The organism is Kitasatospora sp. MMS16-BH015, assembly GCF_002943525.1.
GTDB lineage: Bacteria > Actinomycetota > Actinomycetes > Streptomycetales > Streptomycetaceae > Kitasatospora.
Map to the genome: position 1 here is coordinate 4859015 of NZ_CP025394.1, position 15555 is coordinate 4874569.

Sequence of the window (15555 nt, forward strand, 5' to 3'; positions counted from 1 at the left end):
CGCGAAAGGCGCCGATCCCCCGGTGGGATCGGCGCCTTTCGCGTGGGCCGTCAGCCGGCGGTGGCCCGGAAGACCGCGACTGCGCCGCGGATCCGCACCTCGTACTCCGGGAAGTAGAGGGCGAGTTGGCGCTCGAGGCCGTGCGGATCGTCGCCCTGGTTCTGGAAGTTGCCGCGCCGGTGCTGCTCGAGCAGCAGCTTGTGGGTGAAGCGGCTCATCGGGACGCCCTCGGCGAGGACGGTCGTGCCGAACAGGACGCCGCCGGGCCGCAGGGTCTCGGCCACGTGCTTGAGGATGACGCCCTTGCCCTCCCAGCCGCCGGGGATGGTGTGGAAGACCAGGTTCATGGCGGCCGAGTCGAAGTGCTGCGGGGGCAGCGGCAGCGGCTCCATCAGGTTGGCCCGGCAGGTCTGCGGCCGGTAGCGGGAGAGCCGGGCGGCCGACATCCGCAGGCACTCCTCGCTGAGGTCGAGCAGGGTGATCTCCGGGTCCGGCGCCGGGAAGCGGCAGCGGTCGACGAAGTATCCGGTGCCCGGGCCGATGTCCAGGTGACGGTGGCCGACGGAGGTGTCGTAGAGCTTGCGCATCACGTGGGCCGGGCACTTCCAGACCGCCGAGCAGAACAGCCCGAGCACCCACTTGTCGTAGATCGCGAGCTTGCCCCGGGTGTACACCTCCTGCGCGTGCGCGATCCGGGGGTCCAGCCGCTCGGGAGCGGGCGAGGTCTCGGTCATCTCGGTCTCCATCTCAGATCGCCAACTCGACGTCGTAGTGGGTCAGCCAGGCGTTGAACTGGAGCGCCATCTCCAGGTGCATGCGGCTGGGCCAGTCGTGCGCCTCGCCGGGCTCGGCGAGCGTGCGCCGCACCGCGTCGAGGTCCAGGTAGGGCAGGATCGGCGCGGTGCCGTCGGCGATCAGGGCGGCCAGCTCGGCGTGCAGCATGCGGGTGTACGCCGGGTCCTGGGTGACCGGCCAGGGGCTCTTCTTGCGCTCGAGCACCGAGGCGGGCAGCAGGTCGCGGGCGACGGCGCGCAGCAGGGACTTCTCCTGGCCGTCGAAGGTCTTGAAGCTCCACGGCGTGTTGTAGAGGTACTCGACCAGCCGGTGGTCGGCGTACGGCAGCCGCAGCTCCAGGCCGTGGGCCATCGAGAGCCGGTCGCTGCGGTCCAGGAGCATCGGCAGCCACCGGGTCAGGGTGAGGTAGCCGATGGTGCGCATCCGGCTCTCCTCGGGGCTCTCGCCCTCCTGGTGCGGTGCCTGGGCCGCCGCCTCGCGGTAGGTGTCGGCGTAGTGGCCGGCCATGTCCAGCTTCTCCAGGAAGCCGAGGCCGAAGAGGTCCCGGCCCTGCCCGCCCTTGTTGCCCGGGTGCAGGCCCTCGTTGAGCACCCACGGGAAGGCGTCGGCGTTCACGCACTCCGGCTTGAACATCCAGTTGTAGCCGCCGAAGATCTCGTCGGCCACCTCGCCCACCAGCGCCACCGTGGAGTGCGTCTTGATCCGGCGGGAGGTGAGGTAGTTGGAGGTGTCCATGTCGCCGAGGGTGGACGGCCCGTCCTGTGCCAGCAGCACCTGGAGGCGGTCCTGCGGGTCCATCAGGTCGTCCGGGCTCAGCCTGATGTTGACGTGGTCGGAGGACACGTGCCGGGCGACCTCGACCGCGTACGGCTCGTCGGGCGAGAAGCGGACGTCGTCCCGCTGGAAGTTCTCGACGTAGTCGTCGAACGTGGTCACGAAGGTCCGGATCCGCTCGCCGTCCAGCTTCCACCGCCAGTTGGCGGCGATCGCGGTGACGGTGCTGGAGTCCAGGCCGCCGGAGAGCGCGGTGCAGAGCGGGACGTCCGAGACCAGTTCGCGCAGCACGATGTCGTGCAGTAGCGAGCGCACCCGCTCGATGGTCCCGCCGAGGTCGTCGGTGTGCGGGCGGGCCGTCAGCTGCCAGTACGCGTGCTCCCGGGCCCCGTCGCGCCCGATGGTCAGGGTGTGGCCGGGGAGCAGCTCCCGCATGTCCCGGAACACGGCCCGGCCGGGCTGCTTGGCCACGGAGAACAGTTCGCGCAGGCCCTCGACGTCGACCACCGGGCGGACCTCGGGGTGGGCCAGCAGGGCCTTCGGCTCGGAGCCGAAGAGCACGCCGCCCTCGGGCAGCAGGCTGTAGAACAGCGGCTTGACCCCCAGGCGGTCGCGGACCAGCACCAGTTCGTCGCGGCGCACGTCCCAGATGGCGAAGGCGAAGATGCCCTCCAGCCGCTCGGCGAAGGAGGGCCCCCACTCCAGGTACGCCTGGAGCGCCACCTCGGTGTCGGTGCGGGTGCGGAACCGGCGGCCGCGGGCCTCGAGTTCGGTGCGCAGCTGCTTGAAGTTGTAGATCTCGCCGTTGTGGACGATCACGGCCACCGGGTGGCCGTCCTCCTCCACCGCCAGCGGCTGCGCGCCGCCGGCCAGGTCGATGACCGCGGTACGGGTGTGCCCGAGCGCCGCGTTGCCGCTCAGCCACAGGCCCTGGCCGTCGACGCCCCGCTTGGCCAGGGCGTCAGTCATCGCCTGCAACACCGGTCGCTCGCCGGAGAGGTCCCGTCCGAAGTCCACCCAGCCTGTGATGCCGCACATAGGCGTGTCCTTACCGTCGATGGTGGTAACCCGGAGCAGCGTGCGGCCGCCGGTTCGAGTACTCCTCGACGACCGCTGGACCGCGCCGCGGCGGGCGGGGGCCGTTCGACCGCAGCCCCATCCGGATTCGAGCGGGCGCCGCGACTCTGTGGGCGGCCGGAGCGGCGGATGAGAGGTGGACGAGGATGGACGCGCAGGACAGCACTCCCCAGCCCCAGGGCATGGCCGGATGGTTCGACCCGAGCCTGCCGCCGCGTCAGCAGGTGCTGGGATTCATCTACGCCAAGTGGGCCATCGGCGCGCTGCGCGCGGCCGTCGAGGTCAAGGTGTTCGACGCGCTGGTCGACGGCCCCCGGACGGTCGCCGAGGTCGCCGCGGCGACGGGCACCGACGCCGACGCGCTCTACCGGGTGCTCCGGGCGGTCGCCGCCGCCGGCGTGCTGGAGGAGCGCGGCGACGGCCGCTTCGCGCTGCGGCCGGTGTCCGAGGGGCTGGTGTCGGGGGCCGAGGGCGGCATCCGCGACATGTTCCTGTTCGCCTCCGACGCCATGCTGTGGCGGCCGTACGAGAACGTGGCGCACACCCTGCGGACCGGCGAGGCGGCCTTCGTGTCGGCCTTCGGCGACCCGTTCTACGAGTACACCAAGGCGCACCCGGAGAAGGCCGCGGTGCTCGACCGGGCGATGCTCCAGAACCGCTACCCCGGCATGGACCGGATCTTCGACCAGTTCGACTTCGGGCGGTTCGGCCGGATCGCGGACGTGGGCGGTGGCCGGGGCCACTTCCTGGCCGAGGTGCTGCGCCGCCACCCCGGCACCACCGGCGTGCTGGCCGACCAGCCGCACACGGTCGCCGAGGCGAAGGAGGTCTTCGACGGCTCCGGCCTGGAGGACCGGGTCACCGTCGTGCCGACCGACTTCTTCGTCGAGGTGCCCGCCGGCTGCGACGCCTACTTCATCAAGAACACGCTGCACAACTGGGACAACGACAAGGCGGTGCTGATCCTGCGGAGCATCAGGGCGGCGATCGGTGACACCGACGCCCGCCTGCTGATCGTCGAGAACCTGCTGCGCGGCCCGGGGGAGTGGGACATCGGCAAGCTCATCGACGTCGAGTCGCTGGCGGTGCTCGGCGGCCGCGAGCGCGACCGCGCGGAGTGGAACCGGCTGGCCGGGGAGGCCGGCTTCGCGCCCGCCAACGACCCGCTGCCCGGCGACGTCGCGCTGCTGGAGTACCGGCCGGTCTGAGCCGGCCGGCACTCCAGCAGGTCCTCCACCACCGGTCGATTCGCGAAACAGGTGTGTTCATGTCGATGCCGCTTCCCGATCCGATGATCCTTCCGTCGCGGCGCAGTTGCCCGTTCGACCCACCCGAGGAGTACGCGCGGTTGCGCGAGGAGCGGCCGATGAGCCGGCTCCGGCTGCCCGGTGGCCGGATCGGCTGGCTGGTCACCCGCCACGAGGACGTACGCGCCGCGCTGGCGGACCCGCGGACCAGCCCGCCGCTGATCCAGGTGACACCGGCGGCCGACCTCCCGCTGCCCGACGAGGAGCTGGAGGTCCCGCCCGGGGTGTTCTCCGCCATGGACCCGCCGGAGCAGAGCCGGTACCGGCGGCTGGTGAGCCGCTACTTCACCCGCAAGCGGTGCCGCGAGATCACGCCCAGGCTGGAACAGATCATCGATGAGCAGCTGACCGCGATGATCGAGCACGGGTCGCCGGCCGACCTGGTGGAGTGGTTCTCGCAGCCGATTCCGACCCTGGTGATCACGGAGATGCTGGGCATCCCGGCGGAGCAGCGGCCCGACTACCAGCGGTGGATCCTGGCGATGCTGTCGCTCGACACCGAGCCCGAGCCCCTGCGCGAGGCCAGGGACGGGCTCTACGGGGGGCTGGGCGAACTCGTCCGGGCCAGGCGGGTCGACCCGGGGGACGACATCCTCAGCGACCTGCTCCACGGCGACACGCCGCTGAAGGACGACGAGGTCGTCGGGATCGGTGCGCTGCTGCTGATCGCGGGGCTGGAGACGACCGCCAACATGCTGGGCCTCGGGGCGTTCGCGCTGCTGCAGAACCCCGATCAGGCGGCCGCCCTGCGGGCCGACGAAGGGCTGCTCGACGGCGCGGTCGAGGAACTGCTGCGGTACCTGACGATCGTCCAGTTCGGTCTGACCCGCACGGCGCGCGAGGACCTGGAGATCGCCGGGCAGACGGTGCGGGCGGGGGAGACGCTCATCGTGTCGCTCGCCGCCGCCAACCGCGATCCGCAGGTGTACCCGGAGCCCGACCGCCTGGACCTTGCCCGCGACCAGGCTCCCCACCTGGCCTTCGGGTACGGCGTCCACCAGTGCCTCGGGGCGCAACTCGCTCGCATCGAGATGAAGTTGGCCTTCCGTGCCCTGCTGACCAGGCTGCCGGAGCTGCGCCTTGCGGTGCCGGCCGAGGAAGTCCCGACGGCCGGTGAGGACAAGGTGTTCTACGGGGTGCACTCCCTCCTGGTCGCCTGGTAGCCGGGCGAGTGGCCGGGCCCGCGACCCAGGTCGCGGGCCCGGCCACTGGCATGCCCGTCAGTGGCCACGGGCGGGGTCGTCGACCGTGGTGTGCCGGCCCTCCCGGCGGGCGCTCAGGGCGTCGTCGAGGTACTCGCGGGAGAGCATCGCGGAGATGATCGCCACGCCGCCGCGGTGGACCCGGATCTCGCTGTTGACGGCGGTGCCGTACAGGTGGATGCGGCGGCCGGCCTCGCCGGTGGGGCCCTGCGTGTCCTTGAGCCGACCCTTGGCGGGCCACCGCACGTCCCAGTGGTCGATGGTGTCGCCGTCGGCGAGGAGCAGCTTGACGGTGCTGTGGTGCAGTTCGAGGTGGATCTGGAGGTCGTTCGGGATGTCGGGCGAGCGCAGGTCGAGCACGACGCTCGCGTCGCGGCCCCGGACGTCGTAGCTGTCGGCCGCAGTCCAGTTGCCCAGCCGCTTGGTCACGGTGTGGTCGGCAAGGATGCGCTCGGTCGTCTTGCTGGTCATCTCGGTGGGTCCTTCCCCGGTCCGTGGAGCCCCTGTGCTGACTCTCAAATAGTTTCACTGAGACTAGTTGCATGTCAACTAGTGATGGGGAGACGTCGGTGCGCACTACGATGGCGCGCATGACCGACGCATCGCTGCGCAGCTCCCCGCTCGCCCTGACCGTCCTGTCGCTGCTGCACTACCAGCCGCTGCACCCCTACGGCATGCAGCGGCTGATCAAGGAGTGGGGCAAGGACCAGGTCGTCAACGTCAACCAGCGGGCGAGCATCTACCGGACGATCGAGCGGCTGCTGACCGCCGGGCTGGTCGAGGTCCAGGGGACCGGGCGTGACCAGCAGTACGCCGAGCGCACCATCTACGCGGTCACCGAGGCCGGGCGCCGGGTCGCCCGCGAGTGGCTGCTGGAGATGCTCGGGGCGCCCAAGCAGGAGTTCCCGCAGTTCCCCGTCGCGCTCTCCTTCGCGCTCATGCTCACCCCGGAGGAGGCCCGGACCGTCCTGGAGCAGCGGGCCGCCGCCCTCACCCGGGCCCTGGAGCGGCTGGACGCGCTGCTGGCCGGCGAGACCGGCGGGGCCGGAGACGGGCTCAGCCGGGTGGTGATGCTGGAGACCGAGTACCAGCGCACGATGGCCGCGGCCGAGCTGCGCTGGCTCACCTCGGTGGTCGAGGACCTGGCGGCCGGCCGGCTCGCCTGGTCCTGGGAGGAGCTGACCGCGCTGGCCGGCCCCGGGGAGGCGCTGGACGGCTGACCGGCCGTCAAGCCGGGCCCCAGGCACCTTCGAGCGCGCGTCCATACCGTCCCGGACGAGGACAGGAACGAGGCGGCGAGAGGGAGTGCGATGCTGCGGGACGAGCTCGCGGAGATCCGTGAACCGGTACTGCGCCAGGTGCTGGACCATCCGTTCTGGTCGGGCCTGCGGGACGGGACGCTGCCCGGCGCGGCGCTGTCCCGCTTCGTCCGCCAGGACACCGCCTTCCTGCTCCCGGCCTACGCCCGCGCCCTGGCGCGCTGCGCGGCCTCCGCCCCCGAGGACGCGGACACCCTGCTGTTCGGGCAGTCCGTGGTCGGCACCCTGGAGGCCCGGGACGGGCTGCGCGCGGCGTACACCGCGCTCACCGGCGAGCTGCGCCTGCCGGAGCCGGACGGGCACTCAGCCGTCGAGCCGGCCGTGGCGGCGCACGCCGGGTTCTTCACGGCCGCCGCCGAGACCTCCTTCCACGCCGGCGTGGGTGCGCTGCTGCCCATGGTGTGGTTCAACGCCGAGGTCTCGGACCACCTCAGGGACAATGCCGTGCCGGGCACCCGCTACCTGCCCTGGATCACCGCCTACCACCCCGGGGAGTCGTACCGGTACGCCGTCGAGGCGTTCCTCGCCATGGCCGACCGGGTCGGCGGCCAGGCCCCGCCCCGGCTGCGCCAGATGATCGTCGATCACTTCTCCCGTGGCATCCGCCACGAACTCGCCTTCGCCGACTGCTGCGCCGGCCTCGCGGCGCCGGCGGGAAAGGGTGCGCGATGACCACCCAGGACCTCGACCTGATGGATGCGAAGACCTTCGCCGACGGCATCCCGCACGACCACTTCCGCCGGCTGCGCCGACTGGACCGGCCGATCAGGGGCACGGACACCGACGGCGAGCCGCTCTGGCACCTGCTGCGCCACCGGGACGTGGTCGCGGTCTCCAAGGACCACCGGACCTTCTCGTCCAGCCCGACCACCATGACCTCCATCCGGAAGGTGGACCCCAGCCCGCCCATCATCACCTTCCTCGACAGCCCCGAGCACACCCGCATCCGCAAGCTGACCTTCAAGGTGTTCGCCCCCGCCCGGCTGGCAGCCCTGCAGAAGCCGATCCGGGGCATCGTCGACAGGCTGCTGGCGCAGGCCCGCGAGCGGGGCGGCTTCGACCTCGCCGAGGACATCGCGCTGCGGCTGCCCTTCGAGGTGCTGCTGGAGCTGCTCGGCATCCCGGAGGAGGACCGCGAGCTGATGCTGGGCTGGGCGCGCCGGACGGTGAACCTCGGCGACGAGGAGTACGACGGCGACGGCCTGGGCGGCCAGGACGCGTTCCAGCAGATCCACGCCTACCTGCAGGACTTCGCCCGGCACCGCGCCGCGCACCGCACCGACGACTGCTTCTCGCTGCTCCTGGACGCCCGGCTGCAGGGCGCCGAACGGCTCGGCCTGGCGGACCGGCTCACCCCGGAGGAGGTCGGCCTGTTCGCCTCGACGCTGATCACCGCCGGGAGCGAGACCACCTACTGCTCCGTCACCGGTGCCGTCCTCGCGCTGCTGGACTTCCCCGACCAGCTGGACCGGCTGCGCGCCGACCGGAGCCTGCTGCCCACCGCCACCAACGAGGTGCTGCGCTGGGTCACCCCGGTGACCCACTTCGCCCGGCGGGCCGTCACCGACACCGTGGTCGCCGGACAGCCCGTCGCCGCGGGCGAGACGGTGGTGATGTGGTACAGCTCGGCCAACCGGGACGAGGAGGTCTTCGCGGACCCCGACCGGTTCGACGTCGCCCGTACGACCAATCCGCAGCTCAGCTTCGGCGGCGGCGGCCCGCACGTCTGCATCGGCAACGGCCTGGCGGTCATGGAGCTGCGCCAGTTCCTGGAGGGGGTGGTCGACCTGCTGCCGGAGCTGGAGATCACCGGCCCGGTGCTGCGCCCCGAGACCAACTTCATGAACAGCGTCAAGCACCTGCCCATGCGCTTCCGTTGACCCGGCAGACCCCTGGAGACCGAGACGTGGACGTGAACGAATGACCGCCGGCGACGACCTCCCCGCGCCGGCCGGGCGCGGCAGCGCCCTGGTCACCGGCGCGAACCGGGGCATCGGCCGCGCCGTCGCCGCCGAACTGCGCGGCCGGGGCCTCGACGTCGTCCTGACCGCGCGGCGCGCCGAGGACGCCCGCGCCGCGGCCGAGGAGCTCGGCCCCGGTACGCGCTGGGCCGCCCTGGACACCACCGACGCCGACAGCGTCCGGCGCGCCGCCGAGGCGGTCGGGCCGGTCGACATCCTGGTCTGCAACGCCGGCGTGCTCCTGGACGCGCGCACCGACCCGCTGACCGTGCCGCTGGAACTCGCCGAGCGCACCCTCCAGGTGAACCTGCTGGGGACGTGGCGGGTGATCCAGGAGTTCGTGCCGCCCATGGTCGGGCGGGGCCGGGGCCACGTCGTGGTCATCTCCAGCGGCACCACCGCGGAGTTCGGCGGGCAGCTGTTCGCCGGCACCCCCGGCTACTCGCTGTCCAAGAGCGCGTTGAACGGACTGACCATCATGCTCGCGGCCCGGACGGCGGGCACCGGCGTGCGGGTCAACGCCGTCAACCCGGGGCGCGTCCGCACCCGCATGATGCCGGGGCAGGAGCAGCTTCCCGAGGAGGCGGCGCGGTTCATCGCCGAGGTGGCGACCCTTCCGCACGACGGGCCGACCGGCCAGTTCTTCGCCGAGCAGCGCTGACTCGCCGAGCAGCGCTGCCCTCCTCCCAGCGCGAGCAGCGCTGACCTCCTCCCAGCCGACCCATCCCACAGGAGAACCCATGCAATTCGACCTGACCGGCCGCAAGGCGGTCGTCACCGGAGCCGGCAGCGGGATCGGCTTGGCCTGCGTGCGGGCGCTCGCCGCGGCCGGTGCCGAGGTGCTCGGCGGCTCCCGCACCGTGGGCCCGGAGCTGCTCGAGGCCACCCCGCACACCCTCCAGGTGGACCTGGCCGCCGAGGACGGCGCGCAGACCCTGGTGAAGCACGCGCTCGCCGAGTTCGGCGGTGTCGACATCCTGGTCAACAACGTCGGCGGCGGCGTGAAGCTGGCCGCCGGCTTCCTCGACATCGACGACGACACCTGGCGCGAGGCGTTCGGACTGAACGTCCTCACCGCCGTCCGCACCACCCGCGAGGCGCTGCCCAGCCTCGTCGAGCGCCGGGGCGCCGTCATCAACATCGGATCGATCAACGCCACCCTCGCCGACCCCCGGCTGGGCCACTACTCGGCCGCCAAGGCCGCGCTCGCCAGCGTCGGCAAGTCGCTCTCCGCCGAGTTCAGCCCGCTGGGCGTCCGGGTCAACACCATCTCGCCCGGGCCGGTGCGCACGCGGGTCTGGACCAACCCCGAGACGGCCAAGAGCGCCGGGCTCACGCCCGAGGAGTTCATCGCCGCCGTGCCGAAGATGACCGGCCTGGCCACCGGCCGGATCATCGAACCCGAGGAGGTCGCCACCCTGGTCGTGCTGCTGGCCTCCGGCAAGGTGCCCAGCATCACCGGCTCCGACTACTCGATCGACGCGGGGATGAGCCGCCCCGCGCTCCGCTGACCGACAAGCTGACGGGCCCTCCGGCGGACATCCGCCGGAGGGCCCGTCGCGTGGCCGGCTCCTCGTGTGGCCGGCTGAGCTACCGGGCCCGGCTGTCCACCGGCACCCGCGCGGGGAGGCTCCGGTCCGGACGCGGCCCCGTGGTGCGGCCGCGCATCAGGACGGCCGTCGCGCAGGCGGCCGCCAGCAGGCCGGCGGCGAGCCAGAACGTCACCTTCAGCGCGCCGTCGGCATCGCCCGGGGCGTCGCCCAGGACGCTGAAGAACACCGTGCCCAGCAGGGCGTACCCGATGCTGTTGCCCAACTGCTGGAAGGAGTTGAGCAGGCCGGAGGCCGCGCCGGTCTCGGGGACGGAGACCATGGCGAGGGCGAGGTTGAAGTACGGGGTCAGCACCCCGCCCATGCCCAGGCCGAGCAGCACCAGCGGGACGAGCAGCTGCCAGGTGGTGACCGCGGGGCCGGCCGACACCACGGCGATCACGCCCACGGCCCCGGCGACCAGCAGGGCGAGTCCGCCCTGGAGCATCCGCAGGCCGCTCCAGCGACGGGCCAGCAGCGCACCGGCGGCGGCGGAGCCCACGGCGGAGCCGAGCGTCCACGGCACCATGGCCAGGCCGGCGCCCAGGGCGGTGAAGCCGTGCGCGGTCTGGAGCTGCACCATGAGGGCGAACATCATGCCGCTCAGGGCCACGTAGTACAGCACACCGACCACGAGCGCGGCGACGAACCGGCCGTTGCGCATCAGCCCCGGCTCGATCAGCGGCACCCGGCCCGCCCGGGCCCGGCGGCTCTGGTGCAGGCCCAGGACGGCCAGCACCGGCACCGAGGCGGCCATGCTGACGAAGCACCAGGCCGGCCAGCCCGCCGTGCGCCCCTGCATCAGCGGGTAGGCGACCAGGACCATCGCCCCGACGGCCAGCACCGTGCCGATCCAGTCGAGCCGGCGCGTCCCCAGCCGGACCTCGGGCCGGACCTCGGGCCGGACGTCGGGCACGTATCTGGCCGCGCCGAGGACCGCGACCAGACCGAGCGGCACGTTGACGAAGAACACGGCCCGCCAGCCCAGGCCGAACAGGTCTCCGGTGGCCAGCGCGCCGCCCAGGACCGGCGCGACGATCGCCGCCAGGCCGACCACCGGGCCCATCATGCCGATGGCCTTGGGCAGATCGCGCGGCGGGAAGAGCTCGCGCATGATGCCCAGGCCCTGCGGGACCATCACGGCGGCGCACGCGCCCTGGACGATCCGGACGGCGATGACCATCTCGACGTTGACGGACAGCCCGGCCAGCAGCGAGGCGAGGGTGAACCCGGCGGTGCCGACCAGGAGCATCCGCCGGCGGCCGAAGACGTCCCCCAGCCGCCCGCCGGTGATCAGCAGCGAGGCGAAGGCGAGGGTGTATCCGGCGGCCATCCACTGGAGGTCGAGGTAGCTGCCGTGCAGACCGGTGCGGATCACCGGGGCGACGGTGTTGACCATCATCCCGTCGAGCAGGTCCATGCAGTGCGTGATGAGGATCGCGGTGAGTGCGAACCAGCGCAGTCGGCCGACGGCCGCTTCGGCGCTCGCCCGCGGAGCGGGGACGGTCATGGGAAGCCTTTCGACGAACAGGGCCTGAATTCGCGCGAACTGTTCCCCCGTCCGCTGCAGAACCGGTCGAGAACCCGTGGAGAACGACCTCGGCGGCGATGTGCTCCAGCGGCGCTCCAGCGCGGTCCGAGCCGCCGTCGAGTGCCCTTCCCGAGGGTGGGTGCCCGGCCCGGCTGTTGGGTGCCGCATCGCAGGAGCACGAGGGAGCGTCATGGATCTGGGATTGGCCGACAAGAGGGTGCTGATCACCGGCGCCACGAGGGGGATAGGCCGGGCGACGGCGAAGGCGTTCGCCCAGGAGGGCGCGCGGACCGCGATCACCTACCACCGTTCCGAGGCCGCCGCCAAGGAACTGGTCGAGGAGCTCGGCGGCCCGGAGCGCGCCTGCGCGCTGCCCTACGACCTCGCTGATCCGGTGTCGATCGCGGACGCGGTACGCGCCGTGGAGGAGCGCTGGGGCGGGGTCGACGTGGTGGTCGCCAACGCCCAGACCTGGGTGTGGATGAACCCCGAGGACATGGTGCCCTACCAGGACTTCCCGATGGACTTCTGGCTCTCCCGCTACCGGGAGAACGTCGAAGGACACCTGTGGACGGTGCGTCAGGCCCTGGGCGGCATGCGGGAACGGGGCTGGGGGCGGATCGTGCTGCTCTCCTCGGTCACCGCGACCCACGGCAACCCGGGCTCGGAGATCTACAGCGCGGCCAAGGCCTCCCTGCACGGCTTCGTGCGCGGGCTCATGTGGACGGGTGACGGCGTGCTGGCCAACGTGGTCGCGCCCGGCGGCACCATCACCGAGAGCCTGGAGGCGGTGGACCCCGCGCTGCTGGCGAAGGCCGTGGCGGAGACCCCCAGCGGCCGCCTGACCACCGCCGACGAGGTGGCCCGGCTGATCGTCTTCCTCGGTTCGGAGGCGAACGGGAACATCAGCGGTCAGGTCATCCACCCGGCCGGCGGGCGCTGAGCCGCACCGCCCGAGCCCCGCCCAGCCGGCCCTCGACCGGTTCCTCACAGCATTCACACCAAGGAGCATCAGCATGATCAGAACGTGGAGATCGGCAAGAGTGGCGCTCGGCCTGTCGCTCTGTGCCGCGCCGGTCCTCGCCGCCGCGCCGGCGGGCGCGGCCACCGGCCACCAGTACTACGTCGACTGTGCCGCCGGGAGCGACGCGGCGGCCGGCACCTCGACCGGAGCCGCGTGGGCCACGCTGGCCAAGGTCAACACGGTCACCTTCCAGCCCGGTGACTCGATATCGCTGCGCAGCGGTGTCACCTGCACCGGCGTCCTGGCCCCGCACGGGTCCGGGACGGCGAGCGCGCCCATCACCGTCGGCTCGTACGGCGGCACGGCGCGCGCGGCCATCGACGGGGCGGGCGCCCGCGCGGCGGTGTTCCTGAACAACGTGCAGGGCTGGGAGCTCCGGAACCTGGACGTCTCGGACAAGGTCGCCGCGGACGGTACCGCGCGCACCGGGATCTACGTGCTGCTGACCGACTACGGCACGGGCAGCCACTACGTCGTCGACAACGTCAACGTGCACGACGTGACCGGCATCGACAGCACCGGCCCCGACGTCGAGGACAGCGGCGGCATCCTGCTCAAGGCCGCCGGTTCGGTCACCCCGACCGGCTTCGACGGCATCCGGGTCTCCAACAGCACCGTCACCAGGACGGAGGGCTACGGGATCGCCACCGAGTCGCAGTGGTCCAAGCGCGCGCTCTTCCCGGGCGGCGAGAACTCCTTCGTGCCGATGACCAACGTGCGGATCACCGGGAACCACCTCGCCGACATGGGCGGCGACGGGGTCGTCGTCCAGAACGGCGTGAGCCCCTTGGTCGACCACAACGTGGTCGACGGCTTCGGCCTGCGGGCCACCGCGTACCACGCCGGCGTCTGGGTGTGGAACTCGGACCACGCCCTGCTGGAGTACAACGAGGCCTCCCACGGCGCGAGTTCGCCGCCGATGATGGCCTTCGACGTCGACGGTGCGGACTACGACGTCACCTACCAGTACAACTACAGCCACGACAACGGCGGTGGCTTCCTGGCCTTCTGCACCGCGCCGGGCCAGCTGTCCGACACCGCCACGATCCGCTACAACATCAGCCAGAACGACCACGACGCCACCTACAGCGGCTTCACCTTCCCGGTGATCTTCAACGGCTGCGGGGTCACCGAGACCAACCTGTCGGTCTACAACAACGTGGTGTACGCCCCGACCGCGAAGGCGATCGTCGGCAACTACGGGCAGACCAACGTCTCGTACCGCAACAACATCTTCTACGGTGCTCAGGGCGGCTCGACCATCACCGACACGGTGAGCACCTTCGACCACAACCTCTACTACAACATCAACCCCGTGCCGGCCGGTGACAAGCACGCGGTGACGGCGAACCCGCTGTTCGCCGCCGCCGGTACCGGCAAGCTCGGGTACCGCCTGACCTGCGGCTCGCCGGCGATCGGCGCGGGCGTCCTGATCACCAACCAGGGCGGCAGCGACTGCTCCGGCAACCCGGTCGCCGCGTGCGCCGCGCCGAACATCGGTGCCTCCCAGGAGGCGTGCGCCCAGTAGCACCGGTGAGGCGGGACCGGACGGGGGGCGGGTCGGTGACGACCCGCCCCCCGTTGCGTCCTGCTCAGCCGTTCCGTCCTGCTCAGCCCTCGGCCTTCTTGATCGACCACTGCGCGATCCGCATGGACATCTCCACGCCCTCCGTCGCGTACTCGACCATCGCCTCCTGGTACTCCGCCACCGCCGCGGCCAGCTCCCGCTCCCCCTGGTCGACCGCGGCCAGCAGCGCACTGAGCGCCTGGGCGTCGCGTACGGCGGTGTTCGCACCCACCCCGCCCGACGGCGGCATCGCGTGCACCGCGTCACCGAGCGGCACCACCGGGCCGGTCTCCCAGGCCCGCACCGGCCGGGTGGCCCGCAGGGCGACGGCGAAGGTGGTCTCCGGCTGGGCGAAGGCGAAGATCTCCCGCAGGTCGGGGTGCCAGGCCTTGGTGCGGTCGACGACCAGCGCGCAGAGCTCCTCGCCGCTGAGGGCGAAGAACTCCTGGTCCTCGATGCCCAGATCGCTCCGGTGCACGTTGAACACCGACATGTAGTAGTCGTCGCTGTCGACCAGGCCCGCGTCCGGCCACAGCCGTGCGGCGGCCGCGGACGGGCGCTCGCGGAAGAGCATCGGCATCAGGCCGAGGTGGTGGCCGTCGGTGCCGATCACGTAGCTGAAGCGGTCCTGCAGCGCCGGCGGCAGACCGGCCGCGATCGCCGCGTCCCGGGGGATCCGGGAGAAGATGGTGCGTATCCCGAGGTCCTCCGGCACGTCCTGCGGCCGGAGCTGCGCGCGCACCCGGGAGTTGGTGCCGTCCGCGGCCACCAGCACGTCGCCGGTCGCCTCGGTGCCGTCCTCGAAGTACGCCGTCACCCGCCCGTCGGCCGTCCGGTCCAGCCGCTGGAAGTTCTTCCCGAAGTGGACCACCTCCTCCAGGCCGGCCAGCAGGATCCGGCGCAGCGTCACCCGGTCGACGGCATCGATCTTGTCGGGCCGGCCGGCCCGCGGATCGTCGAAGCGCGGCGCCCACTGCTCGACCAGGTGCTCGTCGTAGGCGGCCAGCCCGCTGTCGTCCCGCGTGTTCGCCGTCGCGGCCAGCAACTGCGCCAGCGGGGCGGGCAGACAGGCCCGCAGGGCGGCCTCGCCCTCCGGGCTGATCCGCAGCCGGTAGCCCTGCCGACGGCCGTCGGCCGACTCGTCGCGCTCGTACACCTGCACGTCGACACCGGCCTGCCGCAGCCCCTGGGCCAGGCAGAGTCCGCCGATACCGCCGCCGATGACCAGGACCCGGATGGGTGATCGGCTTGTTCGCATGGCCGTCGACACCTCTCTTCACTACTGCGTACGGGACCCCGGCACAGTGCGCCGTGCCGCTCGGGTACGGCTCGAGGCGCCCGCCGGCCCTCCCGCTTCGACCCGGGCTTGAGCAGCCTTGGAGAGCGCCCTCCCAGCCTGTGCGGGCCCG

At 72.1% G+C, this 15555-nt stretch carries 14 protein-coding genes; 9 read left to right on the forward strand and 5 right to left on the reverse strand.

Annotation, left to right across the window (positions count from 1 at the left end):
• Positions 1–50: 50 nt before the first annotated feature.
• Both CFP65_RS21065 and asnB read right to left on the reverse strand, forming a co-directional pair.
• Positions 51–734 carry a class I SAM-dependent methyltransferase gene (locus CFP65_RS21065; RefSeq protein WP_158702296.1) on the reverse strand — a complete coding sequence of 228 codons (684 nt, stop codon included), beginning with the start codon at positions 732–734 and terminating at the stop codon, positions 51–53.
• Between the two features lie 13 nt (positions 735–747).
• A complete protein-coding gene (gene asnB, locus CFP65_RS21070; protein WP_104817639.1) occupies positions 748–2607 on the reverse strand; it encodes an asparagine synthase (glutamine-hydrolyzing) in 1860 nt (619 codons plus the stop codon).
• 185 nt (positions 2608–2792) lie between these two features.
• On the opposite strand from asnB, the gene CFP65_RS21075 reads away from it, so the two are divergent.
• The gene (locus CFP65_RS21075) at positions 2793–3854 is read left to right on the forward strand and encodes a methyltransferase (protein ID WP_104817640.1); all 1062 of its coding nucleotides are present in this window, start codon (positions 2793–2795) and stop codon (positions 3852–3854) included.
• Between the two features lie 158 nt (positions 3855–4012).
• Positions 4013–5116, forward strand: a complete 1104-nt coding sequence (locus tag CFP65_RS21080) for a cytochrome P450 (protein ID WP_254552492.1) — start codon at positions 4013–4015, stop codon at positions 5114–5116.
• A 57-nt stretch (positions 5117–5173) separates the two neighbouring features.
• Here the strand turns inward: CFP65_RS21080 and CFP65_RS21085 are convergent, their stop codons facing one another.
• Positions 5174–5626, reverse strand: a complete 453-nt coding sequence (locus tag CFP65_RS21085; protein ID WP_104817641.1) for a hypothetical protein — start codon at positions 5624–5626, stop codon at positions 5174–5176.
• A gap of 119 nt (positions 5627–5745) precedes the next feature.
• On the opposite strand from CFP65_RS21085, the gene CFP65_RS21090 reads away from it, so the two are divergent.
• The 5 genes from CFP65_RS21090 (at position 5746) to CFP65_RS21110 (ending at position 9946) form a co-directional block, all read left to right on the forward strand.
• Positions 5746–6375 carry a PadR family transcriptional regulator gene (locus CFP65_RS21090; protein WP_254552493.1) on the forward strand — a complete coding sequence of 210 codons (630 nt, stop codon included), beginning with the start codon at positions 5746–5748 and terminating at the stop codon, positions 6373–6375.
• A gap of 90 nt (positions 6376–6465) precedes the next feature.
• Positions 6466–7146, forward strand: a complete 681-nt coding sequence (locus CFP65_RS21095; RefSeq protein ID WP_104817643.1) for a TenA family protein — start codon at positions 6466–6468, stop codon at positions 7144–7146.
• Complete coding sequence (locus CFP65_RS21100) at positions 7143–8354, forward strand: cytochrome P450 (protein ID WP_104817644.1); 1212 nt, start codon at positions 7143–7145, stop codon at positions 8352–8354. The genes CFP65_RS21095 and CFP65_RS21100 overlap by 4 nt, the downstream gene beginning before the upstream one ends.
• Positions 8355–8394: 40 nt before the next feature.
• Positions 8395–9096, forward strand: coding sequence for an SDR family NAD(P)-dependent oxidoreductase (locus CFP65_RS21105; RefSeq protein ID WP_104817645.1), 702 nt, complete (start codon positions 8395–8397; stop codon positions 9094–9096).
• Between the two features lie 79 nt (positions 9097–9175).
• Positions 9176–9946 (forward strand): SDR family NAD(P)-dependent oxidoreductase, encoded by a 771-nt coding sequence (locus CFP65_RS21110; RefSeq protein WP_104817646.1) that lies wholly within the window; start codon positions 9176–9178, stop codon positions 9944–9946.
• Positions 9947–10025: 79 nt separating this feature from the next.
• On the opposite strand, the gene CFP65_RS21115 is transcribed toward CFP65_RS21110, so the two are convergent.
• Positions 10026–11534 carry an MFS transporter gene (locus tag CFP65_RS21115; RefSeq protein ID WP_158702297.1) on the reverse strand — a complete coding sequence of 503 codons (1509 nt, stop codon included), beginning with the start codon at positions 11532–11534 and terminating at the stop codon, positions 10026–10028.
• A 211-nt stretch (positions 11535–11745) separates the two neighbouring features.
• On the opposite strand from CFP65_RS21115, the gene CFP65_RS21120 reads away from it, so the two are divergent.
• Positions 11746–12498, forward strand: a complete 753-nt coding sequence (locus CFP65_RS21120; RefSeq protein WP_104817648.1) for an SDR family NAD(P)-dependent oxidoreductase — start codon at positions 11746–11748, stop codon at positions 12496–12498.
• A 73-nt stretch (positions 12499–12571) separates the two neighbouring features.
• On the forward strand, positions 12572–14107 hold the full coding sequence (locus CFP65_RS21125) for a right-handed parallel beta-helix repeat-containing protein (RefSeq protein ID WP_104817649.1): 1536 nt from the start codon (positions 12572–12574) through the stop codon (positions 14105–14107).
• An 82-nt stretch (positions 14108–14189) separates the two neighbouring features.
• On the opposite strand, the gene CFP65_RS21130 is transcribed toward CFP65_RS21125, so the two are convergent.
• Positions 14190–15404 carry an NAD(P)/FAD-dependent oxidoreductase gene (locus tag CFP65_RS21130; RefSeq protein ID WP_104817650.1) on the reverse strand — a complete coding sequence of 405 codons (1215 nt, stop codon included), beginning with the start codon at positions 15402–15404 and terminating at the stop codon, positions 14190–14192.
• Between the last annotated feature and the right edge of the window lie 151 nt (positions 15405–15555).

Excerpts from the sequence above, each read along its gene's own strand:
- CFP65_RS21065 (WP_158702296.1), bottom strand. The coding sequence starts at position 734 with ATGACCGAGACCTCGCCCGCTCCCGAGCGGCTGGACCCCCGGATCGCG.
- asnB (WP_104817639.1), bottom strand. The coding sequence starts at position 2,607 with ATGTGCGGCATCACAGGCTGGGTGGACTTCGGACGGGACCTCTCCGGC.
- CFP65_RS21075 (WP_104817640.1), top strand. The coding sequence starts at position 2,793 with ATGGACGCGCAGGACAGCACTCCCCAGCCCCAGGGCATGGCCGGATGG.
- CFP65_RS21080 (WP_254552492.1), top strand. The coding sequence starts at position 4,013 with ATGAGCCGGCTCCGGCTGCCCGGTGGCCGGATCGGCTGGCTGGTCACC.
- CFP65_RS21085 (WP_104817641.1), bottom strand. The coding sequence starts at position 5,626 with ATGACCAGCAAGACGACCGAGCGCATCCTTGCCGACCACACCGTGACC.
- CFP65_RS21090 (WP_254552493.1), top strand. The coding sequence starts at position 5,746 with ATGACCGACGCATCGCTGCGCAGCTCCCCGCTCGCCCTGACCGTCCTG.
- CFP65_RS21095 (WP_104817643.1), top strand. The coding sequence starts at position 6,466 with ATGCTGCGGGACGAGCTCGCGGAGATCCGTGAACCGGTACTGCGCCAG.
- CFP65_RS21100 (WP_104817644.1), top strand. The coding sequence starts at position 7,143 with ATGACCACCCAGGACCTCGACCTGATGGATGCGAAGACCTTCGCCGAC.
- CFP65_RS21105 (WP_104817645.1), top strand. The coding sequence starts at position 8,395 with ATGACCGCCGGCGACGACCTCCCCGCGCCGGCCGGGCGCGGCAGCGCC.
- CFP65_RS21110 (WP_104817646.1), top strand. The coding sequence starts at position 9,176 with ATGCAATTCGACCTGACCGGCCGCAAGGCGGTCGTCACCGGAGCCGGC.
- CFP65_RS21115 (WP_158702297.1), bottom strand. The coding sequence starts at position 11,534 with ATGACCGTCCCCGCTCCGCGGGCGAGCGCCGAAGCGGCCGTCGGCCGA.
- CFP65_RS21120 (WP_104817648.1), top strand. The coding sequence starts at position 11,746 with ATGGATCTGGGATTGGCCGACAAGAGGGTGCTGATCACCGGCGCCACG.
- CFP65_RS21125 (WP_104817649.1), top strand. The coding sequence starts at position 12,572 with ATGATCAGAACGTGGAGATCGGCAAGAGTGGCGCTCGGCCTGTCGCTC.
- CFP65_RS21130 (WP_104817650.1), bottom strand. The coding sequence starts at position 15,404 with ATGCGAACAAGCCGATCACCCATCCGGGTCCTGGTCATCGGCGGCGGT.